The following is a 22809-nucleotide window of genomic DNA, read 5'->3' on the forward strand; positions in this document are numbered from 1 at the left end:
GGACCCCATCTCCTCGGATTTTCCTATGGATGGTGAAGGAAACCCAGGCTACCCCGATACGTCTGCATCTCCTAGGTTGGGCAGGTGCCCTCCTCTCTCGCCACCACCGGGTCGACGACCCCTGCGGTGAAACAACTCCCCCGCACCGGCGTCCTGCTGTGCCTGGTGTCCGGGGCGGCCTTCGGCGCTGCCGCCGTGTTCGCCAAGGAATCGTTTGCCGCCGGGTGGTCCGTGTCGTCGTTGCTCACCGTCCGCTTCGTGGTGGCCTCGGTCCTGCTGTGGACCGTGGTCGCGATCCGCCGACCACCCCGCCCCTCCCGACGCGCCGTACTGCTGTGCGTCGCCCTCGGCGCCATCGGTTATGCCTTGCAATCGGCCACCTACTTCGGGGCGCTCACGATGCTGGGCGCCGGGGTAGTCGCCCAACTGGTCTACGTCTATCCCGCCCTCGTCTTCCTGATGGCCCTGGTGCTCCGGCGCGAAAGCCTTGGGCTGCGAAAGGTTCTCGCGCTCGGCGCGACCAGTCTCGGACTGGTGCTGCTGCTGCAGGGCGGCGGAGGTGGGAGCTGGTCCGCGCTCGGGGTTCTGATGGCTCTGAGCTGCGCCGTCATCTACGCGATCTACATCACCATCGCCGCGACATTTCCGGAGACCCTCGACCCGGTGTTGAGCGCCGCGATCATCTGCAGCGCGGCGGCCGCCAGCCTCGGGACCTTCGTCGTCGCCACCGACTCCTGGCAACTGCCGACCAAGCCGATCGGTTGGCTCTGGATGCTGGCGTTCGCCGTCATCTCGACGGTCGTCTCGATCATCACCTTCCTGGCCGGGCTTCGCCGGGTCGGACCGTCGGCCGCCGCCATCCTGTCGTGCGTCGAACCCGTCGTGACGGCGGTGTCCTCGGTGCTCGTCTACGGCGAGCACCTGTCGCTCTGGCAGATCGCTGGTGGCGTCGCCGTTCTCGCGTCGGTGGTGCTGTTGCAGCTTCGGCGGCGCAGCCCGGCCAGAAATTCGAGGACCGAGGACGTATCAGACCGGGACGGGTGCGACTCATTGCGTCGGTGACCCGTCGTTGATCAGCATCCGACACTGATCCGGGCCCGAACCGACTGCAGAGACGGAAGTCCTGTGCAGCCCACGGAGGTCAGCATGAAGAAATGGACCCAGATCGTCATCACCGCGACGGCGGTCACGACCGCCTTGGTGGTCGGCCTCAGCGCCTCCTCGTCCGCGGGCGCCGCGTCCCCCCAGCAGGCGGCACCCACCATCCAGAGTCCCGTCCAGCCGGCCGCCTTCACACCGCAGACCAACCCTGAGTCGCTGTTCAAACCGGTGGCGCCCTGCAGGATCGTCGACACCCGGCTCGCCGGCGGATCGCTCGGCAACGGGACCACCAGGACGTACTTCGTCGGCGGCACCACCGGCTTCGCGCCGCAGGGTGGCAAGTCCGGCGGCTGTGGCGTCCCCGTCGGCGCCACCGCTGTCGCCGCGGTGATCACCGCCGTCACCCCCGTCCACCTGGGCTACTTCAAGGCCTACCCAGCTGGGACAACCGCGCCGAACTCCTCGGTCCTGAACTACCCGGCCGGCATCACCATCGGATCGGGAGTGACACTGCCGCTCAAGGCCGGCGTCGGTCAATCGCTGACCATCTACAACTTCAACGGCCCGACCCAGATGATCATCGACGTCCAGGGCTACTACATCCCACAGGTCCAGGCCCTGGTCGCTTCCGATGGCTCGCTGCTGAGCAGCACCCCGCGGGTGGTTTCCGTCAGTCACCCCGGCACCGGTATCTACTACGTCACCCTGGACCGCCCGGCCAGGGAGTGTTCGCCCAACGTCAGCACCTTCAACCTCTACCGCTACGCATCCGTGGGTTTGTCCAGCTCCAACACCCCGAACGTCATCACCGTCTACGTCTGGTACCTGGACTCAACCACCCACCTGGAGAACCCGACCAACTATGACTTCTTCCTGAATGTCACCTGTTGACAGCTACCTCCACAGCCAGAACGGGGCCGCCTCCGAGGAAGGGAGACGGCTCCGTTCGGAGATATGGCGGAACTCAGGCCTCGGAGAGGACCTCGACGTCGGCCTACTTGCGGGCGGCAAGGGCGGCAGCGCGCTCCTCGTGACGACGGTTGACCGTCACCTGAGCAGCGTCGATGACGGCCCGATCTACCGGGTCCGACTCGGTCTGGTCGACGCCGTGGTACTTCTCGATGGAGGAACCGAGCTCGGGGCCGGACTCCCACGAGGTGATCAGGCAGTAGCGGCCGACGTTGGCACCGGGCTCCTTGGCGCAGGCGGTCAGCACCGGCGCGGTCGCGATCTGAGAGTTGATCCAGACGCCGTGCTTGTCGGTGCGCGGCGGGGTGTGCGCCGGGCGCGCCGACTGCCATGGGCAGTCGGCCCGGCCCGGAAGAAGGCCTACATCGGTGTTTCGACTGCGTCAGGAATGTCGTCCGCGGCGATTCCTGCAGATGGATCCGTTCGCTCGGCTCGATGCGCCCTTGCGCTTGCGTACAGACAGATCGCCGCCGCGGTCGCCAGATTCAGCGATTCGGCTGCCCCATAGATCGGGACGCTGATCGATTCATCTGCTGCCGCAATGACTTCCGCCGGCAAACCATGGGCCTCGGACCCGAACAGCCAGGCCGTCGGGAGGTCGAGGATGCCGTCGTCGGTGGCGGTGTCGAGGTCGGTGTGCGCGGCGGCTCCCGTGGTGGCGAGCACCGACATCCCGGCTTCGGCAAGCTCCATCAACAACAGTCCAACGTCGGCCGCGCGCGCGACCGGGAGGTGGAACAGGCTGCCGGTGGACGCGCGAACGGCCTTCGGGTTGAACGGGTCGACGGATTCGCCGGCGAAGATGACGGCGTCCGCTCCGGCGGCGTCGGCGAGCCGGATGATCGTGCCCGCGTTGCCGGGATCATTGGTCTCGACCAGGACCGCGATCAGTCGGGGATCGGCGGAGATGACGTCCGCGACGTCCGTCAGCGAAATGGCGCAGCGGGCCACGATGCCTTGGGGAGAGACGGTGTCCGACAGCGCCGCCGCGGCCCGGTCGGTGACCTGGGTGACCTCGATCCGGGCGGCGAACGCAGCGCGGACCAACTCGACGTTGCGGGCGCCGGCGTCCTTGGTGATGTACAGCTCCTTGACCGTGCCGGGCTCGCGCAGTTCGACCGCGACGGCTTCGGCAACGGCCTGCGAACCCTCGGCCAGGAACTCCCCGGCCTCAGCGCGACGCGGCTTGCGCAGCAGTCGATGCGCGGCCGCGATCCTGGTGGAGCGCTCGGTGAGCACGCCCTCCTCGAACTCCGCAGTCGCATCGGTCCGCGCAGCGGAGTTACCGGGGGCGGTCCGCTGGCGGTCGGCCGCGGCCTGCTCGGCGCGGCGGCTGCGCGGGGTGTCGATGGCCTGCACCGTCGGGTCCGGGATGCGGTGAGCACCCCGGCTGTCGCGGGATTCGCCGTGCGATTCACTGCGGGCGGGCCGACGGTCGGCGGGTGCGTCGCCGCCGCGTTCTCCGGCTGCACCGCGGCGGTCGCCGGAGGCGGTCCGGTCGGGACGGCGTCCACGGATGTCGGGTCGACGTGCGGTCGATCCGTCACGGCGAGCCCGTGTGGCTGCACTGTCACGACGGTCGGACGACGCATCCCGCCGGACGGGATCGGCGGCGCGGCGAGGTGCGGCATCCCGGCGAGCGGGCGCGAAGGGCGCTTCCGAGGAACCGTCATCAGCCGAGCGCCCCGCCGGAGTGCCGCTGGAGGCGGCATCGCGAGCGGGGCGTCGGCGAGGATCTTCTCGGGGACTCAGGCTGCGTCCTCGTCGGAGGCACTGTCGGCTGCAGCGGCGTTGTCGTCGGCGACCGACGGCACGGCCTCGCGGGCCAGCACGACCAGCGCGGCGAAGGCGGCATCGTCATGGACGGCCAACTCGGCCAGGACCTTGCGATCGACCTCGACGCCGGCCAGCTTGAGGCCCTGCATGAAGCGGTTGTAGGTCATGCCGTGGGCGCGCGCCGCAGCGTTGATACGAGCGATCCAGAGCTTGCGAAAATCGTTCTTCCGCTTGCGACGGTCGTTGTAGGCGTAGTTGAGCGAGTGCAGGACCTGCTCTTTGGCCTTGCGGTACAGCCTCGAACGCTGGCCGCGGTAACCGCTGGCCTGCTCGAGAATGACGCGGCGCTTCTTGTGGGCGTTGACTGCCCTTTTGACGCGTGCCACGGGACACCTGTCTTTCTACTTCGGTGACCGTTCGAGCAGTGCGCTCTCGGGCCGGGGGACAAATTCGGGATCAGGACCGCGGGGTGCGGGCCCGGGGGAAGGCAGGCTCAGATACCGAGCATGCGCTTGATGCGCGGGACGTCGACGGCGGCGATGCTGGTGTGGCTGTCCATCTGCCGGATGCGCTTCGTGGACTTGTTCTCCAGGTTGTGGCGCTTGCCGGAACCCTGGTGCACGAGCTTGCCGGTGCCGGTGATCTTGACCCGCTTCTTCATCCCGGAGTGGGACTTCATCTTGGGCATGACATTCCTCTTCTTCGTATCGACTGCTTGGTCTTCTTGATACGGACTGCTCTGACAGGCCGTTGGCGCCACCTGCGAGCCGATGGATCTCGGTCAACGAGCAGCAATCTGCAGCGCCGGTGGGCTGCCTTGCCTGGACGTCGTCCAGGACGGTCGGTGCTCACGTGGCGCTGGTGGAACGTGTGTTGCTCTGGTGCAGATATTCGGCCGCGCCGGCCGGAGCCGGTTCGGCTGCCACGCCGGCCGGGGCCGGGGTGGGCGTTGCGGCAGGCTTGGGCTTGACCGTCTTGTGCGGGGCCAGAACCATGATCATGTTCCGGCCGTCCTGCTTCGGCGCACTCTCGACGAATCCAAGCTCGGACACATCGGCCGACAACCGCTGCAGCAGGCGGAAGCCGAGCTCCGGACGCGACTGCTCGCGGCCCCGGAACATGATGGTGACCTTGACCTTGTCCCCGGCCTTGAGGAAACGCTCGACGTGACCCTTCTTGGTCTCGTAGTCGTGCGAGTCGATCTTCGGGCGGAGCTTCATTTCCTTGATGACCGTCAGGACCTGATTACGACGGGCTTCGCGGGCCTTCTGCGCACTTTCGTACTTGAACTTGCCGTAGTCCATGAGCTTGCAGACCGGTGGACGCGCTTCCGGCGCGACCTCGACGAGGTCGAGGTCCTGCTCCTGGGCCATACGGAGTGCCTCGGTGACGGTGACGATGCCGATCTGTTCTCCGGCCGCCCCGACGAGACGAATTTCTGGAACGCGAATCCTGTCGTTGATACGTGGCTCGACGCTGATTGAATCCTCCTGGGTACCTGCGGGTGTGAAGTGATGCTTCCCGCGCAGCCTTCTCCAAAATGCGAAAAGGGCCCCGCGGATGGAACACGCGGAGCCCGAAACGACCCGTCAACTCACCCCCACTGGGAGGGCGTGCGCCATCGATGCCAGCATCGATGGACCGGGACCCGGCCGCTCGCACTCACCTCGAGTGCGGCAAACTCGGGTGGGAGTCGGGCTCCACTTGAGGTTGCCCTGGCAATCACGTGACCGTGTTCGCCAGGACTTGAGCCCCTGTGAAACAGGGGCTGGTCGCGCCTGACAGTCTACACGGTGTGAGCACTCCCCCACCAACGCCCGAACCGACCAACCCCACCTCTGACGACACCGCTGCTGAGCTGCACGAACACGCTGATCATTCGCACGGTGACCTGGATCAGGACGGTCACGACTCCGTCGACGGTCACGACTCTTTCGACGGTCACGACTCTTCTGACGGTCACGACCATGACGACCGGGATCTGATCGACATCACTGCGGTGGAGGTGATCAGCCGCGCTGCGGTGATGCTGATGTCCGCCGCCGCCGAGCAGCTCGGTCTGTCATCCGACGACCCGGACAACCCCGAACACCGTGATCTCGACGAAGCACGCACGTTGATCACCGCGCTGGCCGGGCTGCTGCAGGTCTCGCTCCCCGACCTGGGTGCTCATGCCGCCGCGTTCCGCGAAGGGCTGGCCGCGCTGCAGGGTGCGTTCCGCGATTACTCGATCGTTCCGGACGAGCCCGGCAAGGGTCCCGGCGAGAGCCTGGGCCGGCGGGCGGTGCACTGAGCCCAGACCAGGGCTGCACGCCAGGGTCAGGGCTTGGCCTGGGCCGAGGAGATGTTGCGGGTCAGGCGGTCCACCGTCCGCTGCAGCCAGACTGCGCCGTCGGTGTCGGGCCCGGTGACCTTGGTCAGCTCGACTCTCATCGTCCGTAGCTCGTCGAGATATTCATCCTGCTCGTCGGCTGAACCGACCTTCCAGAGGTCTTCGATCACACGAAAACGTTGGGTCATCAGGTCGAGCGTCATATTTGTCCTTCTTCCCTTGTCCCGACCCTACGCGAAGGCACCCGCCCAGCCCGCCCGCTGCCGACCACCCGGACGACCGGTATGACGAGACCCACGAAGCTCGCTGACCGGTATGAGCCAGCCTGCACCGGTATGACGCCCCGCCGTCATACCGGTGCAGCGCGGGTCATACGGGTCGTCGGTTCGAGGCGGGTAAGTCATACCGGTGGAGGCACGGTGGCGCCGCGGCAGTCTGGCTCGGACCCGGCGGGTCAGGCCTTGGGGCGCTCGGGGTTCTTGGCGGCCTTGACGCGGTCGATGATCTCGAGCCGACCGAGCGGGCGGTTGTTCTCCTGCTCCTCGAGCAGACGCAGGGCCTTCTCGTCCGGAACGGTGGACTTGGGCGGAGGCGGCCCGTACTGGGCGTGCAGCTTGCGGACGGCCTGCAGAGACTCGACGGCGCGGCCACGGTCGAGGAGCTGGATAGCCATCACGGGGTGGGTCTCGTCATCTGGCATCAGGAGAAGTGCCCATTGAGCACCCTGCGGGAACGACACCCCGTAGATCAGCGCCCACTCGTAGAAGTTCTCGCCGAGGATGTTGCGGACCAGCAGACCCGACTCGTAGACCTTGAGGGTCGGCCGGGCCATCATCAGGATGGCGACGCCGATCAGCACGCCGAGGCCGATCAGGCCCAGCTGGTCGGACCACTCGAAGGACACGCCGTCGTTGGTGTTGTGCAGCAGGATGCCGACCACGAGCATGGTCACCACGACCGTGGTCGCGGAGATGCTCGCGTAGATCGCGATCCGGCGCGGTCGCACGGTCAGCAGCGGCTTGGTGGTTGGTTTGCCGTCGGTACTCATCGCTCAGTCCTTACCCTCGGCGCGGGGCTCCCACACCGCGAGCATGCGCCTACCTGCATTCTCATCGCCCGAATCCCATCCCGCCACCGGTACCGCGGAGCTTGCGCAGCACCATCGCGGTTTCCAGGGCAGCGGCGGCCGCCTCGCCGCCCTTGTCCTCGGTGGACCCTTGGGCACCGCTGCGCGCCAGGGCCTGCTCCATCGTGTCGCAGGTCAACACGCCGTTCCCGACGGGTACACCGGAGTCCAGCGCCACTCTCGTCAGACCGGCGGTGACCGAATCGCAGACGTATTCGAAGTGCGGTGTGCCACCGCGGATGACGAGACCGAGGGCAATGACGGCGTCGTGATCGGAAGCGAGTTGCTGTGCTACCACTGAGATCTCGATCGCACCGGGCACGCGCACCACGGTCGGCTTGGTGGTGCCGGCCTGCTGGCAGACCGCGAGCGCGCGCTCCAGCATCACGTCGGTGACTGCGGCGTTCCAGCTGGTCAAGACGATGCCGACCCGCAGACCGGGGGCCGACGGGATGACCAGCTCGGGCCGGCCGTCCCCGCTCACATTGAATCCTGGCGATGCTCACTCATGGCCGAGCTCCTCGATGTCATGGCCCATGCGATCCCGCTTGGTGGTCAGGTACTTGATGTTCTCCGGGTTGACCGACACCGCTAGCGGGACGCGACCCAGGATGTGCAGGCCATAGCCTTCCAGGCCGGCACGCTTGGCCGGGTTGTTGGTCAGCAGGCGCATCGACTTGATGCCCAGATCAGCGAGAACCTGTGCGCCGGTGCCGTATTCGCGGGAATCCGACGGCAGCCCGAGGGCCAGATTCGCGTCGACGGTGTCGGCGCCCTCGTCCTGCAACTCGTACGCCCGGAGCTTGTCGAGCAGCCCGATCCCGCGGCCCTCGTGACCGCGGATGTAGAGGACCACCCCGCGACCTTCCGTGACGACGGCGTCCAGCGCGGCATGTAGCTGCGGCCCGCAGTCGCAACGCAGGGACCCGAGAACGTCTCCGGTCAGGCATTCCGAGTGCACCCGCACGAGAACGTCGTCACCTCGGGCGATGTCGCCGTGGACGAGGGCGATGAGCTCGCGCCCGGTCACCTTGCTCATGTACCCGACGGCACGAAAATCGCCCTGCGGCAACGGAAGTCGCGCGTCGGCGACCTTGGTGACCTGGACCTCCCTGGCGCGCCGGTAGGCGACCAGGTCGGCGATCGAGATCAGCGCGAGGTCGTGTTCGGCAGCGAACTCCTTCAGCTCCGGGAGGCGGGCCATCTCGCCGACGCTGGAGGAACTGACGACCTCGCAGATGCCGGACACCGGCCGCAGCCCGGCCAGGTTGCACAGATCGACGGCCGCCTCGGTGTGACCGGGACGGACCAGCACCCCACCCTCGCGGGATCGCAGCGGAAGCACGTGACCGGGGCGGGTCAGGTCGTTCTCGGTGGTCGACGCATCGGCCAGCACCCGCATCGTGAACGCCCGGTCGGTGGCCGAGATCCCCGTAGTCACACCCTCTTTGGCATCGACCGACACGGTGTAGGCAGTGCCTTTGCGGTCCTGGTTGACGTGGTACATCGGCGGCAGCCCGAGACGGTCGCAGTCCTCGCCCGTCATCGGTACGCAGATCAGCCCGGAGGAGTGGCGGACGGTGAAGGCCACGAGTTCAGGGGTGGCGAGCTCGGCGGCGAAGATCAGATCGCCCTCGTTCTCCCGGTCCTCGTCGTCGACCACGACAATGGCGTGCCCGGCAGCGATCTCCGACACAGCGAACTCGATGCTGTCGAAGCCGGCCCCGGTCTTCACCCGCGCCGCCGATGCCGAGGTCTGTGTGGTGCTCGTCATGACCGGTCCCCACTTGCTGTGTTGTCGGTTGCTGGTTGCGCATCTCGGAACGTCAGCAGCCGTTCCACGTACTTGGCCATCACGTCGACCTCGATGTTGACGGCAGCGCCCAGTGCGCTGCTGCCGAGCGTGGTCGCTGCCCTGGTCTCGGGGATGATCCCGAGGGTGAAGACGGCGCCGTGGTCGTTGTCGGTGACATCGATGACGGTCAGCGAGATTCCGTCGACCGCGATGGCGCCCTTGCTCGCGATGTAGCGGGCCAGGTCCTTGCTGACCGAGATGCTGAACTCGTCGTAGCCCTCGTGCGGGATACGGGCGACAATCGTTCCGACGCCGTCGATGTGGCCCTGGACGACGTGCCCACCGAGGCGGGTGGAGGCCATGACGGACCGCTCCAGGTTGACCGGACGTCCGGACGCCCACTCCTTGGCGCTGGTGCGCAACAGCGTCTCGGCCATCACGTCGGCGGTGAAGGTGCCGTCGGCCGTGGCCACCACCGTCAGGCAGACGCCCGAGACCGCGATCGAGTCGCCGTGGTGGACGTCCTGCGTCACCACGGGCCCGCGTACGGTGACGCGCGCGTCGGCGCCGTCCGGCGCAAGATCCAGTGCGACGACCTCGCCGCGTTCTTCGACGATCCCGGTGAACATGTGGTGCCATCCATTCCGCTGCCTGGCCGAACCCGGGACGCTGTGGCGTCCCACTTCCATACTCCCCCACCTGGGGTGGTGATGTCGTCGAGGCCCTAACCGCTCGATCCGTCCGGGCTAGCTCAGGGACGGGGAATGCCAAGGATGACGGCGCAGAATCAGGCCGAGCTGGGTTGCGGGCGACGCGCATGGGCGCTCGCCTTGGCCCGCAGCGCGGCGACCGCGCCGGCCCGGTCTGTCATCCCGTAGACGCCGGAACCGGCGACAAAACAGTCTGCTCCGGCTTCGGCAGCGCGCTCGATGGTCTCCAGGTCGATGCCGCCGTCGACCTGCACGACGACGTTCAGGTGGCCCGTCTCGACCATGCGGCGTGCTCGGGAGACCTTGTCCATCATCTCCGGCATGAACGACTGGCCACCGAAACCGGGCTCCACCGTCATGATCAGCAGGGTGTCGTAGTGCGGCAGCACCTCGACCCAGTCCTCCAGGTCGGTCCCCGGCTTGAGCGACAACCCGGCCTTGGCGCCGGCTGCGCGCAATTCGACCGCCATCGTCACCGGATCGGCGACGGCCTCCGCGTGCACGGTGACGTTGTAGGCGCCGGCCTCGGCGTAGGCGACGGCCCAGCGGTCGGGATCGTCGATCATCAGGTGGCAGTCGAGCGGGATGTCGGTGGCCTCGAGCAGGGACTTCACCACGGGGAGGCCGAGCGTCAGGTTCGGCACGAAGTGGTTGTCCATGACGTCGACGTGCAGCCAGTCCGCGCCGGCGACCGCGGCCGCCTCGTCGGCGAGGTGGGCGAAATCCGCGGACAGGATGCTCGGTGCGATGAGTAGGGCCACATCCAAAAGCCTAGCCACGTTGCCGGCACCCGCGGGCCGTCCGGCGGGAGTGGTCGGTCACGTCCGGGCAGGTCACCCAGCACCCGTTGCGTCCTGCAAAGTGCTCGCTATAACGAGCACTTTGCAGGACGTAGCGGGGCGGACGAGGGGGAAGTGGGCGTCAGACCTGGGCAAAGGCGGCCCGCTCTGCCATATTTCGCTGATGACCGAGAATCCTGCCGGAGCTGCCGGCATCTTCAACCGGGTGGCGGACACCTACGACGCGGTCGGGGTCGAGTGGTTCGGGCCGATCGCGCGCGGACTGATCAGCCGGCTGGACCCGCAGCCGGGCGAGGTCGCGCTGGACATCGGGTGCGGCCGGGGCGCCGCCCTGCTGCCGTTGGCCACCGCCGTGGGCCCCGCCGGACGGGCTCTTGGCTTCGATCTCGCTCCTCGGATGGTGGCTGCCACCGCGGCCGACCTCAGCGGACTGCCGCAGGCCGAAGTGCGGATCGCGGATGCACAAGATCCAGGTCTGGACGCCGCCACGTTCGACGTCATCGCGTCCTCGCTGGTGTTGTTCTTCCTGTCGGATCCGGCTGCGGCGATGAAGAAGTGGGCCGACCTGCTGGCCACTGGCGGGCGGCTCGGCATCGCCACGTTCGCCGGCCGCGACCCGCGATGGATCGAGCTGGACCAGCTGTTCACGCCCTTCCTGCCGCCGGGGATGAAGGACGCCAGGACCAGCGGGCAGGCCGGTCCGTTCGCGTCGGACCAGGGAGTTGCGGCGCTGTTCACCGACGCCGGGTTGACGCAGGTGCGCACCGAGAGTGCCACCGTGAAAGCAGTTCTCGCCGATCCTGAGCACTGGCTGCGGTTCAGCCGTTCGCACGGCCAGCGGGCCATGTGGGAGGCGGTGCCGGTGGAGCAGCACCCGGACATCGAGTCGGCCGCGTCGGAGATGCTGGAAGGATTCCGCGAACCTGACGGCAGCATCGTGTTCTGGCAGGACGTGCGATACACCTTCGGCCGCCGGGCCTGACGTCCGCCGGGCCTTGCGTCCTGCGTCAGCGGGCGCTGCGTCCTGCAAAGTGCTCGCTATACCGAGCACTTTGCAGGACGCAACGGGCGGTTCGCGGGTTCGACGGGGGTTACAGCTGGCGCTGCATCAGGGCGAGGAACATGCCGTCGGTGCCCTGGCGGTGCGGCCAGAGTTGGACGGTCGGCCCGGCGCCGAGATCGGGCACGCCGGGCAGGAACGCGCGGGCATCGACCAACTCCAGTTCGGCCGGACGGCGCGAGATGACGCCGACCGTCTCGGAGAGGTGCGGCGAGCAGGTGACGTAGGCGACCAGACCGCCGGGCCGGACGAGCTTGGCAGCCGAAGCCAGCAGCTCACGCTGCAGCTTGACCAGCGGCGCGACGTCGGACTGCTGCCGTCGCCAGCGGGCTTCCGGACGTCGGCGCAGCGCACCGAGGCCGGTGCAGGGAGCATCGAGCAGCACCCGGTCGAAGGCGGCAGCCGGCAGGCCCGGATCGCGGCCGTCGGCGGTGTGCACGGCAACGGGCAGCCCGGCGACCGCCTTGCGGACGAGTTCGGCCCGGTGCGGGGTGACCTCGACGGCGTCCACCCGGGCACCGACCTGCGAGGCCCAGGCCCCGAGCAGGGCGGCCTTGCCGCCGGGGCCGGAGGCGAGGTCGAGCCAACGCTCGTCCGGTCCGGTCAGGTCCGCGCCGGCCAACGCGAGCGCCACCAATTGGGATCCCTCGTCCTGTACCGCGGCCCGACCGTCGGCGATGGCGCTGATCCGCCCCGGGTCGCCGGTGGGCAGGTACACGCCGAACGGTGAGTAACGGGCCCGGTCGCCGCCGGCGGCGTTCATCAGCTCGTCCTGGCTGATCCGGCCGGGCTTGGCCAGTAGGTGGACCTGCGGAGCGACGTCGTTCGCGTTGAGGGCTGCCTCCAGTTCGGCCTGGCCGTAGTCGTCGTCGCCGACTCCCAGGGCCTCGCGGATCGCGGACGCGATCCACCGCGGATGGGCCGTCGCCAGCGCCAGGTAACCCAGTGGGTCGACTCCGCGGTTCGGGCCGATCTCGGCGATCCAGCCTGCCAGATCGTTGCGGGACACCTTGCGCAGCACGGCATTCACGAATCCGGCGGCACCGGGGTTCGGGCCGGCCCTGACCAGGTCGACGGTCACCGAGACCGCGGCGTGGTCGGGAATCCGGGTGTGCAGCAGTTGGTAGACGGCCAGCCGGAGGGCGTCCAGCACCGGGCCGTCGAGGTCGGCCAGCGGACGGTCGATGCACGCGCCGATGACGGCGTCGAGCTGACCGAGCGCGCGGCAGGTGCCGTAGGCGAGTTCGGTGGCCAGGGCCGCGTCGCGCCCGGACAACCCGCGGTCGTTGAGCAGTCCCGGGAGGGTCAGGTTGGCGTACGCGCTGCGCACCCGGACGGCGGCGAGCAGGTCGAGCGCAGCCTGCCGGGCGTGGTCGATGTCCGGTGGTCGTCTGGTCTGCGGACGGCGCGGTGGGCCGTCTCCACCGCGTCGACCGTCGGCGGACCGACCACCACGGGGTCCCTGGCTCGGGCGCGCACCGCTCCGGCCGGGCCGGTCTGCAGAACTCATCGGGCGGCTCTCCTGCCCTCGGCCGGCGCCGGCGCCGCTGCCGGCTCCTGCTCGTCCGAGCTGGTGGGTTGTTCACTGCTGTCGCGGGCACCCAGGATCGCACCGGCCGGCGGCCGGACGCCCCGTGCCCAGTCCGCGGCGGGCATCGGCCGTTTGCCGGTCGGCTGCACCTGGCCGAGCCGGACCGCGGTGCCGCCGGTTCCGACCAGCACCTGCTTCTTCGCCACGAGCAGTTCACCCGGCGCCAGCCCGGTGACCTCGGTCGGCTGCACCGGGCCGACAGCCAGCCGTGCACCTGCGAAAGTGGTCCAGGCGCCGGGTTCCGGAGTGACCGAACGGATCAGCCGATCGACAGCCGAAGCCGTCCTGTCCCAATCGATCTCGGCGTCGGCCACGGTGATCTTCGGGGCCAGGCTGACGCCCTCCAGGGATTGGGTCACGGCCCGGAGCGTCCCGTCGGCGATGCCGTCCATGGTGGCGACCAGAAGGCCGGCGCCGGAGACCGACAACCGGCCCAGCAGCTCGCCGGCGGTGTCGTCGTCGTTGATCGGCTCGGTGACCACGCCGTAGACCGGGCCGGTGTCCAGACCCACCTCGAGCCGGAAGGCGCTGGCGCCGGTGATGTCGTCACCGGCCCGGATCGCGGCCTGGACGGGCGCGGCGCCGCGCCAGGCGGGCAGCAGCGAGAAGTGGAGGTTGACCCACCCGTGGGTGGGGATGTCCAGCACGTTCTGCCGCAGGATCGCGCCGTAGGCGACCACGGCCGCAGCATCGGGCGCGAGCTCGACCAGCCGCGCGACGAACTCGGGATCCCTTGCGGTGACGGGCGTCAGCAGCTCGACGCCGGCTTCCCGGGCCAGTTTCGCCACCGGCGACGATTCGGTCCGGCGCCCGCGACCGGACGGAGCGTCCGGCCGGCTCATGACGGCCACCACCTCGTGCGCGGAATCCAGGAGGGCACGCAGGGCGGGCAGTGCCGGAGCGGGGGTGCCCGCGAAGACGATCCGCATGAGCCGGCTCCTTTCCTGATCCTGCTGTCGCAGCCGGGCGGTCAGCGGCCTGCTGCCGGTGTTCTGCGGTCGGCGGTGTTCTGCGGTGTGCGGTGTTCTGCTGTGTGCGGTGTTCTGCGGTCAGCGGTCTGTTGGCGCTGTCCTGCCGTCCTTGCTCGAGCAGTCTACGGAGCGACCACGCGTCCGATTCTCAGCAAGGATCCTTGGCCAGAACCCGGGTGCGGATTCTGGGTGCCGCGTCATGCTGGATCATGGTCCCTGCGCGGGGCCGGCCCTGGCGGGTCGCATCGGCGCGGTCGCACGCGAACATCCCGCACCACCATCCGCACGAGCAGTCCGCAGGAACACTCTCTGGAGGATCGATGTCTGTATTCGCACCGGACGGCCGCGCGCTGGTAGGCCGTTACGTCCGACTCGACCGATCGGTCCTGGCCGACTCGCCCGCCCTGTTCACTGCTCTCGACGACGAGCGGGTCTACGCCGGCAATTTCATGGGCGGACCGGCAGGACGTCCGACGAGCGTCGAGAAGATGGGCGCCGTGCTGGGCGCCGCACTGTCGACGCCGGGCCGCACCCCGTACACCGTGCGCCTCACCGGGCTCGGTGATCTCGGCGACGCCGGCACCGTGGTGGGCACCACGAGCCTGGCCAAGCTCTCGCTGCCGGACGAGCGCATCCACCTCGGCTGGACCGGTTATGCGCCGTCCGTCTGGGCGACCCAGGTCAATCCTGAGTGCAAATATCTGTTGCTGCAGCACACCTTCGGCGACTGCGGCCTCGGTCGCGTCCAGCTGCAGACCGACCTGGTGAACGAGCGGTCGCAGGCGGCCATCGAGCGTCTCGGCGCGATCCGGGAAGGTGTCCTCCGTCGCCACCGCCGCCGCGCGGACGGCAGCTTCCGCGACACCGTCGTCTACTCGATCCTGACCGACGAATGGCCTGCGGTGAAGGCGGGCCTGGCCGAACGCCTCGTCTAGCGAGGATCCCGCGTAGGCGGGTCAGCCGCCGCAGTTGCTCACCACCGTCGAGAACGTGCGGAATAGTCATCCATAGTCGGGGGACGCAGCCGCACGTACTGGCCAGTAGCGCGACCACTGGGCTGACACCCCGAGAATGCACGACTGACAATCACCCCAGCGCCGGGCGTTCAGCACCGCTGCGTCGATCTCAGCGCCTCGGAAAGTTCTCGGGGCCTCGCAAAGTTCGCGGGGCCTCGCAAAGTTTGGGGCCTCTGAGAGTTCGCGTGGCCTCGAATGGTTCCCACGGCCTCGAAAGCCCAAGCCCCGTGAGCCGGACTCGCGAGGACACCTACCTCGGCAAAGTCGGAGGACAGCTACCGCGGAACGGTGAGGACCTCGGCGCCCTCGTCGGTGATGGCGATCGTGTGCTCGCTGTGCGCCGTCCGACTGCCAGTCGCACTGCGGAGCGTCCACCCATCGGTATCGGTGACCAGATCGGCAGTGTCCGCCATCACCCACGGCTCCAACGCGAGCAGCAGGCCCGGGCGGAGTTTGTATCCGCGGCGCGGCCGCCCGATGTTCGGGATGTGCGGGTCCTGATGCATCGTCGACCCGACGCCGTGGCCTCCGAACTCGGTGTTGACCGGGTACCCCGCATCGCGCAGGACCGAGCCGATGGCGTGCGAGACATCCCCGACCCGGACTCCGGGGCCGGCGGCGGCGATCCCGGCCTGCAGCGCGCGTTCGGTCGCGGTGATCATCGCGACACTCTCCGCGCCCCCGACTGACGGGTCGCCCACGATGAAGCTGATCGCCGAGTCGGCCACGACGCCGCCCAGGGAGACCGCGAGGTCGAGCGACAGCAGGTCCCCGTCTGCCAGCGTGTAGTCGAACGGCAGTCCGTGGAGGACAGCGTCGTTGACCGACGTGCAGATGTAGTGGCTGAACGGCCCGCGGCCGAAGGATGGCGCGTAGTCGACGTAGCAGGACAGGGCGCCGGCCTTGGCAATGAGGCTCTGGGTCCACCGGTCGATCTCCAGGAGGTTCGTGCCGACCGCGCTCCGGCTCTTCAACGTCTGGAGGATCTCGGCCACCAACGCGCCGGTCTGCCTGGCCCTGGGCAGGGTGGTGGCGGGAAGGATCTCGATCATGATGGGGATCTCGTCGTCATTCCAATAACTATACCGGTCATATCATGACGGTACTATCATTGGTGTCATGGTTCGACTTCCGCTCACCCACGCCGAGGTGGAGCGTGGGCAGCGCCTCGGCGCGCTGCTGCGTCGAGCCCGGGGCGAGCGCTCGATGCTGGAAACCGCACTGGATGCCGGCGTATCGCCGGAGACCCTGCGGAAGATCGAGACCGGGCGCGTCGCGACTCCCGCCTTCCCGACCATCGCCGCGATCGCCGAGGTCCTGGGCCTGTCCCTCGATGCGGTGTGGAGCGAGGTCAACCAGAACGAGCGTGAGGCTGGGCCGTCGAGGAAGGCACCCACGAAGCGGTTGGCCTCCTAGCCGGGTCGGATCAGAAGAGCTCGTCGGGATCGATCCGGAGGCGCAGGTTCTCCTCCTGCTTGCGGGTCGAGCGCGCGGCGGCGAGGGCCTTGATGTCGGCCGCGAGCTGCTTGCGACCGGACGGCGGGACGCGGACCAGGACCCGGGCCGCACCCTCCGCCGGCACCTGTCCACGGGCTCGGGAACCGGTGGGCGGCGCCAGATCCTCCAGCAGCACCGGGCCCAGCACCTCTCCGCCGGCGGGCAGCGGAATGCTTGCGGCGGCCGCTGCCACCTCCGGCTCCGCCCCCTGGAGCGAGGCCATCGCGACAGCCGGCGGGAACCCGAGCTCGGTGCGGGCGGCCAGCTCGGCGGCGGCATGGCCGGCCGGGTCCCAGCGGATCAGCGCCTGGACGGTCGGCAACGAGCTGTCGGCGCCCAGCACCACCCGCCCCCCCGACGACGCCGGCACGACCAGCGCCGCTGCCCCCATCCACCGGCGCATGGCCTCCTCGGACGCCCGCAGATCGGCCCGACCGAGCAGCGCGTAACCATCGAGCAAGAGCGCAGCTCCATAGTGCGCAATGGGTTCGGCGCCCGGAGTGGCGACCACGATGGCCGGTTCGTCCGGCACGGTGGATCGAATCGCGTCGCCGGAGGAGGTGATCAGTTGCACACCCGGAAACGCCCGCCCGAGTTCCTCCGCGGTGCGCCTGGCCCCGATGACCGTCGTCCGGAACTGATCGGATCCGCAGGCCGGGCAGTTGAAGTGCGCCTCGGCGATGCCGCACCAGCGACAGGCGGGCAGTCGATTGGCACCGGACAGCGCCAGCGGTCCATGGCAATGACGGCACCGGGCGGGACGGCGACAGGTCGCACACGCCAGCGTGGGTAGGTAGCCCCGGCGCGGAACCTGTACCAGCACTGGCCTTTCCGCGGCCAGAGCGGCGCGGGCGGCGGCGAAGGCGGCCGGTGACAGCCGGGCACCGGCGGCGGCTGAATCGGCGCCGGTCGCGTACTCGTCACCCGCGGCCTCGATCCTCGGCGCGCGCGCGCGGACGGTCGCCCGGTCCGCGACGATCGGCCGCGCCCAGCGGCTGGCGATGAGCAGCTCGGCCTCCGCGGTCCTGGTGTAGCCACCGACCAGCAGCGCGCAGCGCTCACCGGCGGAACGCAGCATCAGCACCTCGCGGGTGTGTGGATAGGGTGCTCTGGGTTCGGACAGCAGGTCGTCCCCGTCGTCGAACACGGCCACCAGTGCCAGATCTCGCACCGGCGCGAACGCCGCGGCCCGGGTGCCGGCCGCGACCCTGACCTGCCCTCGGCTCAGCTTCAGGTAACGCCGGTACCGTTCGGCCGGACCGAGATCGGCGGCCAGCGTGACGAACTCGGCGGGCGTCAGAACCGCGGACAGTGCCGCTTCGATCCTCGCCAGGTCGCGCGCGTCCGGTACCACCAGCAGCGCACCGCGGCCGGACCGTGCGGCGAGTGCGGCGGCTTCTGCGAGGCGCGCCGGCCAGTCCTCGCCAGGCAGGGCCTGCCACACGGCCCGGACCGGGCGGCCCTCCTGCACCGCCGTCAGGAACGCGTCTCCGGCCTGGTAGACCTGCCACGCCGTGCGGTCGACGGGTGGCGCAGCCGGGGGGGCTGGATCGGGGACCTTGGCGGCGGGGCCCGCGACCTCGGCGGCCGGCCCGTCAAGAGGTCCGTCGTCAGGAACAGCGGTGTCGTGAGCACCGGCAGCGACGTCGGGAACAGCGGTGTCGCCAGGCGGCGCGGCCTTGGCTTTGGCCGGGCTCTCGGCCCTGGCATGACGGGGCGGCACAGCGAGCCGGAGCACATCCGCCATCGAGCCCGCATAGCGGTCGGCGACGGCGCGGGCCAGCTGGGCCACCTCGGGAGCGAGGATTCGTTCGGCGGAGACGACACGCTCCAGGAAACCCAGTTTGCCGTCGTGATCGGACTCGGCCACGCGTTCCAGGACGTACCCGTCGAGCAGTCGTCCGGCGAACCGGACGCGCACCCTCGTGCCGGGCTGCGCAGCCTCGGAATCGGTGTCGGCGACCTGGTAGTCGAACGTCCGGTCGAGGTGGGCGAGGGAGACGTCCACCGCGACCCGCGCAATCGGCAGCACCGCAGCGGGCGTCCTGGCTCCCGCGGTGGCCCGACGGATGCGGGCGGGGGCTGGCGTCACCCGTTCTGGATATCAGACGGGACCGTCATCGCCCGACAGCCGTCCACAATCGCCCGACCACCGTCCACCACCGACCACGCTGCGCCGGCGTGCACGCAGAATGCCCCGCAGGCACGAGGCCTGCGGGGCAGGTACAGCGTCAAGAGCAGCGGGGCAGCGCTCAGAAGCCGAGGTAGGACTTCAGGGCGTCGACGCGGTCGAGGTTTTCCCAGGGCAGCTCGATGTCGGTCCGACCGAAGTGGCCGTAGGCCGCGGTCTGGGCGTAGATCGGGCGCTTGAGGTCGAGGTCACGGATGATCGCGGCCGGGCGGAGGTCGAAGACCTGCTTGATCGCGTCGGCGATCTTGTCCGGGTCGACCTGCTCGGTGCCGAAGGTTTCGACGAAGAGGCCGACGGGGGCCGCGACGCCGATGGCGTAGGCCACCTGCACCTCCATGCGGTCCGCGAGACCGGCAGCAACCGCGTTCTTGGCGACCCAGCGCATCGCGTAAGCGGCGGAGCGGTCGACCTTCGACGGGTCCTTGCCCGAGAACGCGCCGCCACCGTGACGGGCCATGCCGCCGTAGGTGTCGACGATGATCTTGCGGCCGGTGACGCCGGCGTCGCCCATCGGGCCGCCGATGACAAAACGTCCAGTCGGGTTGACCAGCAGGCGGTGGTCGCTCACGTCGATGTCCAGCAGCGCCAGTTCGGGGGCGACGACCTGCTCGGCGATGTCGACCGCGAGCAGCTTCTCCAGGTCGATGTCCTCGGCGTGCTGGGTGGACAGGACGACGGTGTCGAGACGGATGGCCTTGTCGCCCACGTATTCGATGGTGACCTGGGTCTTGCCGTCGGGCCGCAGGTACGGGACCGCGCCGGACTTGCGGACCGCGGACAGACGACGCGACAGGCGGTGGGCCAGCGCGATCGGCAGCGGCATCAGTTCCGGGGTGTCGTTGCAGGCGTAGCCGAACATCAGGCCCTGGTCGCCGGCGCCCTGCTGGTCGATCTCGTCCTCGGCGCCGTCGACGCGGGACTCGCGAGCGGTGTCGACGCCCTGGGCGATGTCCGGGGACTGCGCGCCGATGGCGACGTTCACGCCGCAGGACGCTCCGTCGAAGCCCTTGGACGACGAGTCGTACCCGATGGCCAGCACGGTGTCGCGGACGATCGTCGGGATGTCGACGTAGGCAGTGGTGGTGACCTCGCCGGCGACGTGGACCTGGCCCGTGGTGACCAGGGTCTCGACAGCCACCCGGCTGTCCTTGTCCTGGCTGAGCAGGGCGTCCAGGATCGAGTCGCTGATGGCATCACAGATCTTGTCCGGATGGCCTTCGGTGACGGATTCGGACGTGAACAGGCGGGAAGCCATACCAAGTTCTCCTAGGGTCGAGCGGGCATCGCCCGCGTGGAAAAACAGGCGGGCCTCACCCGCGTGGAAAGTCAGACTTCAGGTACCCGATGCTCGGCAAAGAGTACGCGGAACAGCCTCAGAGAGCCGCATCGACGGTACTGAGTCGACGGGACAACTCGTCACAGATCACCGCGCCCAGCACGGTCTTCGGGCCGAGCGGGACATCGATCGGATCCGAGCCGTCGGCGGCCAGGATGACCGCGGCGTTGTCGTCCACCTCGAATGCCCGCCCGTCGCCGACTCCGTTGACCACCAGCAGGTCGCAGCCCTTGCGGGCCAATTTCGCGCGACCATGATCAAGTACGGACCCGTGTTCGTCCCCGGTCTCCGCGGCGAACCCGACGATCACTGGCATCCCCGGTCGCTGCGCCGGCCCCGACCCGGGTCCGGCCCTGTCCGCGGCCAGGCCGGCCAGGATGTCCGGGTTGGTCACGAGCTCGAGGGCGGCCGGCTCCGACCTGTTGTCCTTCTTGATCTTGGACGCCACGATGACCTTCGGGCGGAAGTCTGCGACGGCCGCGGCCATCACGACCGCATCGGCGTCGGTGACGAGTTCGGTCACGCGGGCCTGCAGATCGCGGGCGTCGGCGACCGGGACGATGGTCGCTCCGGGCGGGCCGATCAACGCCGTGTTGGCCGCCACGACGGTGACCTGAGCGCCCCGCGCCGCTGCCACCAGAGCAACGGCAAATCCCTGCTTGCCTGACGACCGGTTTCCCAGGTAGCGCACCGGATCCAGCGGTTCCCGCGTGCCGCCGGCGGTGACGAGCAGCCGACGGCCGACCAGGTCTCGTGGCAGCGCATCCGGACGGCGCAGCAGCAGCAGGGCCAGGGCGACGATCTGGTCCGGTTCGGGAAGGCGGCCGGCTCCGGAGTCGGCGCCCGTCAGGCGGCCGACCGCCGGGTCGAGCACGGTGAGGCCGCGTTGCCGGAGACGCTGCACATTCTCGACGGTGGCCGGGTGCGTCCACATCTCGGTGTGCATCGCCGGAGCCATCAGGACCGGTGCCCTGGTGACGAGGAGGGTGGCGGCCAGCAGGTCGTCGGCGCGGCCGGCGGCAGCGCGGGCCAGCAGGTCGGCGGTGGCCGGGGCCACGACCACGAGGTCGGCCTGTTGACCGGTCGCGACGTGGGCGACGTGCGGCACGTCGGTGAAGACGTCGGTGGCGACGGGATGGCCGGACAGCGCCTCGAAGGTGGCCGCGCCGATGAACTTCAGGGCATTCGGCGTCGGGACGACGATGACGTCAGCGCCAGCCGAACGGAGCAATCTGAGGATCTCGCACGCCTTGTAGGCCGCTATTCCTCCCGCCACCCCCAGGAGAACCTTGGGTGCGCGGGGCGGAGCGCCCTCTGTCGTTCCTCCCGCCACCCCCAGGAGAACCTCGGGTGCGCGGGGCGGAGCGCCCTCTGTCGTTCCTCCCGCCACCCCCAGGAGAACCTCGGGTGCGCGGGGCGGAGCGCCCTCTGTCGTTCCTCCCGCCACACCCAGGAGATCCCTGGGAGCCTGCGTCACTCGCCTTCGGTGTGCTCGAGCAGACCGGCGTTGATCTCGCGGAGCGCGATCGACAGCGGCTTCTCCTTGGCCAGCGGCTCGACGAGCGGGCCGACGTACTCCAGGAGACCCTCGCCCAGCTGGGCGTAGTAGTCGTTGATCTGGCGCGCACGCTTGGCGGCGAAGATCGACAGGCCGTACTTGGAACTGGTGTGGGTGAGCAGTTCGTCGATCGGCGGGTAGGTGATGCCGGCGGCGGCGATCTGCGAAGCCGTCATCGGTGCCGCCGGAACAACTTCGGGGGTGGTTCCGGGCACGGTGCTCGCGGCAGTCACAGGCAGAACTCCTCAGTATTTAATAAGAACAGTGGTTGGTGCAGGTGGAGCAGTGGTTGGGGCAGGTGGAGCAGTGATTGGTGCAGGTGGACCGTGGTGCGGTTCAGATCCGGGACCCTAAGGTGTGCGATCCCGGTCCTCGTCAGCCGGAAGACACCGGCGAACACGGCTCAGCCAGCAATGCTACCAAGCCCGCGGTTGCGTCCTCGACACTCGTGTTGACCAGGGTGTGGTCGAACTCCGGTTCGGCGGCCAGTTCGTCCCGCGCCGCGGCCAGGCGGGCTGCCGTTGCGGACTCGTCCTCGGTGCCACGACCGACCAGTCGGCGGGCCAACTCGTCGAAGGACGGGGGCGCCAGGAAGACCAGCACGGCTTCCGCTCCGAGTCCGGGGGCGGAGCGGACCTGGCGTGCGCCCTGGACGTCGATCTCCAGCAGCACGTCCTCGCCCGCGGCCAGGTGGTCCTCGACCGGACCACTGGGCGTGCCGTAGAAGTTGCCGGCGAAGAAGGCATGTTCGAGCATCTTCCCATCGGCCACCAGATCGGCGAAACCGTTGTTGCTGACGAAGAAGTAGTTGACCCCGTCGACCTCACCGGGACGTGGGATCCGGGTGGTCGCAGACACCGAGTACCACAGTTGCGGCACGTCACGCCGGAGCCTGGCCAGAACCGTGCTCTTCCCCACGCCTGACGGGCCCGACAGCACGAAGAGACGGCCACGCTGCGGCTCATCCGTCATCGAGTCCT

General features: G+C 69.1%; 25 protein-coding genes. 6 read left to right on the forward strand and 19 right to left on the reverse strand.

Annotated elements, in window-relative coordinates; translation table 11 throughout:
• Window positions 1-84: 84 nt before the first annotated feature.
• Together ABIB25_RS19155 and ABIB25_RS19160 are read left to right on the forward strand one after the other, a co-directional pair.
• Window positions 85-1062, forward strand: coding sequence for a DMT family transporter (locus tag ABIB25_RS19155; protein ID WP_354530106.1), 978 nt, complete (start codon window positions 85-87; stop codon window positions 1060-1062).
• Window positions 1063-1146: 84 nt separating this feature from the next.
• Window positions 1147-1992: a hypothetical protein gene (locus tag ABIB25_RS19160; RefSeq protein WP_354530107.1), complete on the forward strand. Its 846-nt coding sequence runs from the start codon at window positions 1147-1149 to the stop codon at window positions 1990-1992.
• Between the two features lie 103 nt (window positions 1993-2095).
• Here ABIB25_RS19160 and ABIB25_RS19165 read toward each other — a convergent pair whose 3' ends face one another.
• The 5 genes from ABIB25_RS19165 to infC all read right to left on the reverse strand — a co-directional run bounded on the left by ABIB25_RS19165 (window position 2096) and on the right by infC (window position 5375).
• Window positions 2096-2317: a hypothetical protein gene (locus tag ABIB25_RS19165; protein ID WP_354530108.1), complete on the reverse strand. Its 222-nt coding sequence runs from the start codon at window positions 2315-2317 to the stop codon at window positions 2096-2098.
• A gap of 113 nt (window positions 2318-2430) precedes the next feature.
• The gene (locus ABIB25_RS19170) at window positions 2431-3309 is read right to left on the reverse strand and encodes a TrmH family RNA methyltransferase (RefSeq protein WP_354530164.1); all 879 of its coding nucleotides are present in this window, start codon (window positions 3307-3309) and stop codon (window positions 2431-2433) included.
• A 509-nt stretch (window positions 3310-3818) separates the two neighbouring features.
• Window positions 3819-4232 (reverse strand): 50S ribosomal protein L20, encoded by a 414-nt coding sequence (gene rplT, locus ABIB25_RS19175; protein WP_354530109.1) that lies wholly within the window; start codon window positions 4230-4232, stop codon window positions 3819-3821.
• Window positions 4233-4339: 107 nt separating this feature from the next.
• Entirely contained in the window at window positions 4340-4534 is a 195-nt protein-coding gene (gene rpmI, locus ABIB25_RS19180) for a 50S ribosomal protein L35 (RefSeq protein ID WP_354530110.1), read from the reverse strand.
• 160 nt (window positions 4535-4694) lie between these two features.
• Window positions 4695-5375 (reverse strand): translation initiation factor IF-3, encoded by a 681-nt coding sequence (gene infC / locus ABIB25_RS19185; protein WP_354530165.1) that lies wholly within the window; start codon window positions 5373-5375, stop codon window positions 4695-4697.
• Between the two features lie 362 nt (window positions 5376-5737).
• On the opposite strand from infC, the gene ABIB25_RS19190 reads away from it, so the two are divergent.
• The gene (locus ABIB25_RS19190; RefSeq protein WP_502919856.1) at window positions 5738-6139 is read left to right on the forward strand and encodes a DUF1844 domain-containing protein; all 402 of its coding nucleotides are present in this window, start codon (window positions 5738-5740) and stop codon (window positions 6137-6139) included.
• A 26-nt stretch (window positions 6140-6165) separates the two neighbouring features.
• Here the strand turns inward: ABIB25_RS19190 and ABIB25_RS19195 are convergent, their stop codons facing one another.
• From ABIB25_RS19195 to rpe, 6 genes are all read right to left on the reverse strand, one after another.
• Window positions 6166-6381: a hypothetical protein gene (locus tag ABIB25_RS19195; RefSeq protein ID WP_354530111.1), complete on the reverse strand. Its 216-nt coding sequence runs from the start codon at window positions 6379-6381 to the stop codon at window positions 6166-6168.
• Between the two features lie 251 nt (window positions 6382-6632).
• Window positions 6633-7226 (reverse strand): PH domain-containing protein, encoded by a 594-nt coding sequence (locus tag ABIB25_RS19200; protein WP_354530112.1) that lies wholly within the window; start codon window positions 7224-7226, stop codon window positions 6633-6635.
• A gap of 61 nt (window positions 7227-7287) precedes the next feature.
• The gene (gene ribH, locus ABIB25_RS19205) at window positions 7288-7788 is read right to left on the reverse strand and encodes a 6,7-dimethyl-8-ribityllumazine synthase (protein WP_354530113.1); all 501 of its coding nucleotides are present in this window, start codon (window positions 7786-7788) and stop codon (window positions 7288-7290) included.
• A gap of 18 nt (window positions 7789-7806) precedes the next feature.
• The gene (locus ABIB25_RS19210; protein WP_354530114.1) at window positions 7807-9078 is read right to left on the reverse strand and encodes a bifunctional 3,4-dihydroxy-2-butanone-4-phosphate synthase/GTP cyclohydrolase II; all 1272 of its coding nucleotides are present in this window, start codon (window positions 9076-9078) and stop codon (window positions 7807-7809) included.
• Window positions 9075-9728 (reverse strand): riboflavin synthase, encoded by a 654-nt coding sequence (locus tag ABIB25_RS19215; RefSeq protein WP_354530115.1) that lies wholly within the window; start codon window positions 9726-9728, stop codon window positions 9075-9077. The genes ABIB25_RS19210 and ABIB25_RS19215 overlap by 4 nt, the downstream gene beginning before the upstream one ends.
• A 158-nt stretch (window positions 9729-9886) precedes the next feature.
• Window positions 9887-10570, reverse strand: a complete 684-nt coding sequence (rpe, locus tag ABIB25_RS19220; RefSeq protein WP_354530116.1) for a ribulose-phosphate 3-epimerase — start codon at window positions 10568-10570, stop codon at window positions 9887-9889.
• Between the two features lie 202 nt (window positions 10571-10772).
• Here rpe and ABIB25_RS19225 point away from each other — a divergent pair, with 202 nt between their 5' ends.
• Window positions 10773-11591 (forward strand): class I SAM-dependent methyltransferase, encoded by an 819-nt coding sequence (locus ABIB25_RS19225; protein WP_354530117.1) that lies wholly within the window; start codon window positions 10773-10775, stop codon window positions 11589-11591.
• Window positions 11592-11700: 109 nt separating this feature from the next.
• Here the strand turns inward: ABIB25_RS19225 and ABIB25_RS19230 are convergent, their stop codons facing one another.
• Both ABIB25_RS19230 and fmt read right to left on the reverse strand, forming a co-directional pair.
• Window positions 11701-13179, reverse strand: coding sequence for an RsmB/NOP family class I SAM-dependent RNA methyltransferase (locus ABIB25_RS19230; RefSeq protein WP_354530118.1), 1479 nt, complete (start codon window positions 13177-13179; stop codon window positions 11701-11703).
• Window positions 13176-14189 (reverse strand): methionyl-tRNA formyltransferase, encoded by a 1014-nt coding sequence (fmt, locus tag ABIB25_RS19235; RefSeq protein ID WP_354530119.1) that lies wholly within the window; start codon window positions 14187-14189, stop codon window positions 13176-13178. Before fmt ends, ABIB25_RS19230 begins: the two co-directional genes overlap by 4 nt.
• A 362-nt stretch (window positions 14190-14551) precedes the next feature.
• Here fmt and ABIB25_RS19240 point away from each other — a divergent pair, with 362 nt between their 5' ends.
• Window positions 14552-15166 (forward strand): GNAT family N-acetyltransferase, encoded by a 615-nt coding sequence (locus ABIB25_RS19240; RefSeq protein WP_354530120.1) that lies wholly within the window; start codon window positions 14552-14554, stop codon window positions 15164-15166.
• Window positions 15167-15522: 356 nt separating this feature from the next.
• Here ABIB25_RS19240 and map read toward each other — a convergent pair whose 3' ends face one another.
• Complete coding sequence (gene map / locus ABIB25_RS19245) at window positions 15523-16299, reverse strand: type I methionyl aminopeptidase (protein ID WP_354530121.1); 777 nt, start codon at window positions 16297-16299, stop codon at window positions 15523-15525.
• 67 nt (window positions 16300-16366) lie between these two features.
• Between map and ABIB25_RS19250 the strand changes: the two genes are divergently transcribed.
• On the forward strand, window positions 16367-16663 hold the full coding sequence (locus ABIB25_RS19250) for a helix-turn-helix domain-containing protein (protein WP_354530122.1): 297 nt from the start codon (window positions 16367-16369) through the stop codon (window positions 16661-16663).
• A 10-nt stretch (window positions 16664-16673) separates the two neighbouring features.
• On the opposite strand, the gene ABIB25_RS19255 is transcribed toward ABIB25_RS19250, so the two are convergent.
• From ABIB25_RS19255 to gmk, 5 genes are all read right to left on the reverse strand, one after another.
• A complete protein-coding gene (locus ABIB25_RS19255) occupies window positions 16674-18836 on the reverse strand; it encodes a primosomal protein N' (protein WP_354530123.1) in 2163 nt (720 codons plus the stop codon).
• Window positions 18837-18996: 160 nt separating this feature from the next.
• On the reverse strand, window positions 18997-20190 hold the full coding sequence (metK, locus tag ABIB25_RS19260; RefSeq protein ID WP_354530124.1) for a methionine adenosyltransferase: 1194 nt from the start codon (window positions 20188-20190) through the stop codon (window positions 18997-18999).
• Between the two features lie 118 nt (window positions 20191-20308).
• The gene (gene coaBC, locus ABIB25_RS19265; RefSeq protein WP_354530125.1) at window positions 20309-21604 is read right to left on the reverse strand and encodes a bifunctional phosphopantothenoylcysteine decarboxylase/phosphopantothenate--cysteine ligase CoaBC; all 1296 of its coding nucleotides are present in this window, start codon (window positions 21602-21604) and stop codon (window positions 20309-20311) included.
• A 140-nt stretch (window positions 21605-21744) separates the two neighbouring features.
• Window positions 21745-22005, reverse strand: a complete 261-nt coding sequence (gene rpoZ / locus ABIB25_RS19270) for a DNA-directed RNA polymerase subunit omega (RefSeq protein ID WP_354530167.1) — start codon at window positions 22003-22005, stop codon at window positions 21745-21747.
• 199 nt (window positions 22006-22204) lie between these two features.
• Window positions 22205-22801, reverse strand: a complete 597-nt coding sequence (gene gmk / locus ABIB25_RS19275; RefSeq protein ID WP_354530126.1) for a guanylate kinase — start codon at window positions 22799-22801, stop codon at window positions 22205-22207.
• Between the last annotated feature and the right edge of the window lie 8 nt (window positions 22802-22809).

This window comes from Nakamurella sp. UYEF19 (assembly GCF_040546275.1).
Taxonomy (GTDB): domain Bacteria; phylum Actinomycetota; class Actinomycetes; order Mycobacteriales; family Nakamurellaceae; genus Nakamurella.

What these genes read in the sequence shown, in the direction of transcription:
- ABIB25_RS19160 (WP_354530107.1), top strand. Translation starts at nt 1,147, where the DNA reads ATGAAGAAATGGACCCAGATCGTCATCACCGCGACGGCGGTCACGACC.
- rpmI (WP_354530110.1), bottom strand. Translation starts at nt 4,534, where the DNA reads ATGCCCAAGATGAAGTCCCACTCCGGGATGAAGAAGCGGGTCAAGATC.
- ABIB25_RS19195 (WP_354530111.1), bottom strand. Translation starts at nt 6,381, where the DNA reads ATGACGCTCGACCTGATGACCCAACGTTTTCGTGTGATCGAAGACCTC.
- ABIB25_RS19200 (WP_354530112.1), bottom strand. Translation starts at nt 7,226, where the DNA reads ATGAGTACCGACGGCAAACCAACCACCAAGCCGCTGCTGACCGTGCGA.
- ABIB25_RS19210 (WP_354530114.1), bottom strand. Translation starts at nt 9,078, where the DNA reads ATGACGAGCACCACACAGACCTCGGCATCGGCGGCGCGGGTGAAGACC.
- ABIB25_RS19215 (WP_354530115.1), bottom strand. Translation starts at nt 9,728, where the DNA reads ATGTTCACCGGGATCGTCGAAGAACGCGGCGAGGTCGTCGCACTGGAT.
- ABIB25_RS19225 (WP_354530117.1), top strand. Translation starts at nt 10,773, where the DNA reads ATGACCGAGAATCCTGCCGGAGCTGCCGGCATCTTCAACCGGGTGGCG.
- ABIB25_RS19230 (WP_354530118.1), bottom strand. Translation starts at nt 13,179, where the DNA reads ATGAGTTCTGCAGACCGGCCCGGCCGGAGCGGTGCGCGCCCGAGCCAG.
- fmt (WP_354530119.1), bottom strand. Translation starts at nt 14,189, where the DNA reads ATGCGGATCGTCTTCGCGGGCACCCCCGCTCCGGCACTGCCCGCCCTG.
- ABIB25_RS19240 (WP_354530120.1), top strand. Translation starts at nt 14,552, where the DNA reads ATGTCTGTATTCGCACCGGACGGCCGCGCGCTGGTAGGCCGTTACGTC.
- map (WP_354530121.1), bottom strand. Translation starts at nt 16,299, where the DNA reads ATGATCGAGATCCTTCCCGCCACCACCCTGCCCAGGGCCAGGCAGACC.
- ABIB25_RS19250 (WP_354530122.1), top strand. Translation starts at nt 16,367, where the DNA reads ATGGTTCGACTTCCGCTCACCCACGCCGAGGTGGAGCGTGGGCAGCGC.
- metK (WP_354530124.1), bottom strand. Translation starts at nt 20,190, where the DNA reads ATGGCTTCCCGCCTGTTCACGTCCGAATCCGTCACCGAAGGCCATCCG.
- rpoZ (WP_354530167.1), bottom strand. Translation starts at nt 22,005, where the DNA reads ATGACGGCTTCGCAGATCGCCGCCGCCGGCATCACCTACCCGCCGATC.
- gmk (WP_354530126.1), bottom strand. Translation starts at nt 22,801, where the DNA reads ATGACGGATGAGCCGCAGCGTGGCCGTCTCTTCGTGCTGTCGGGCCCG.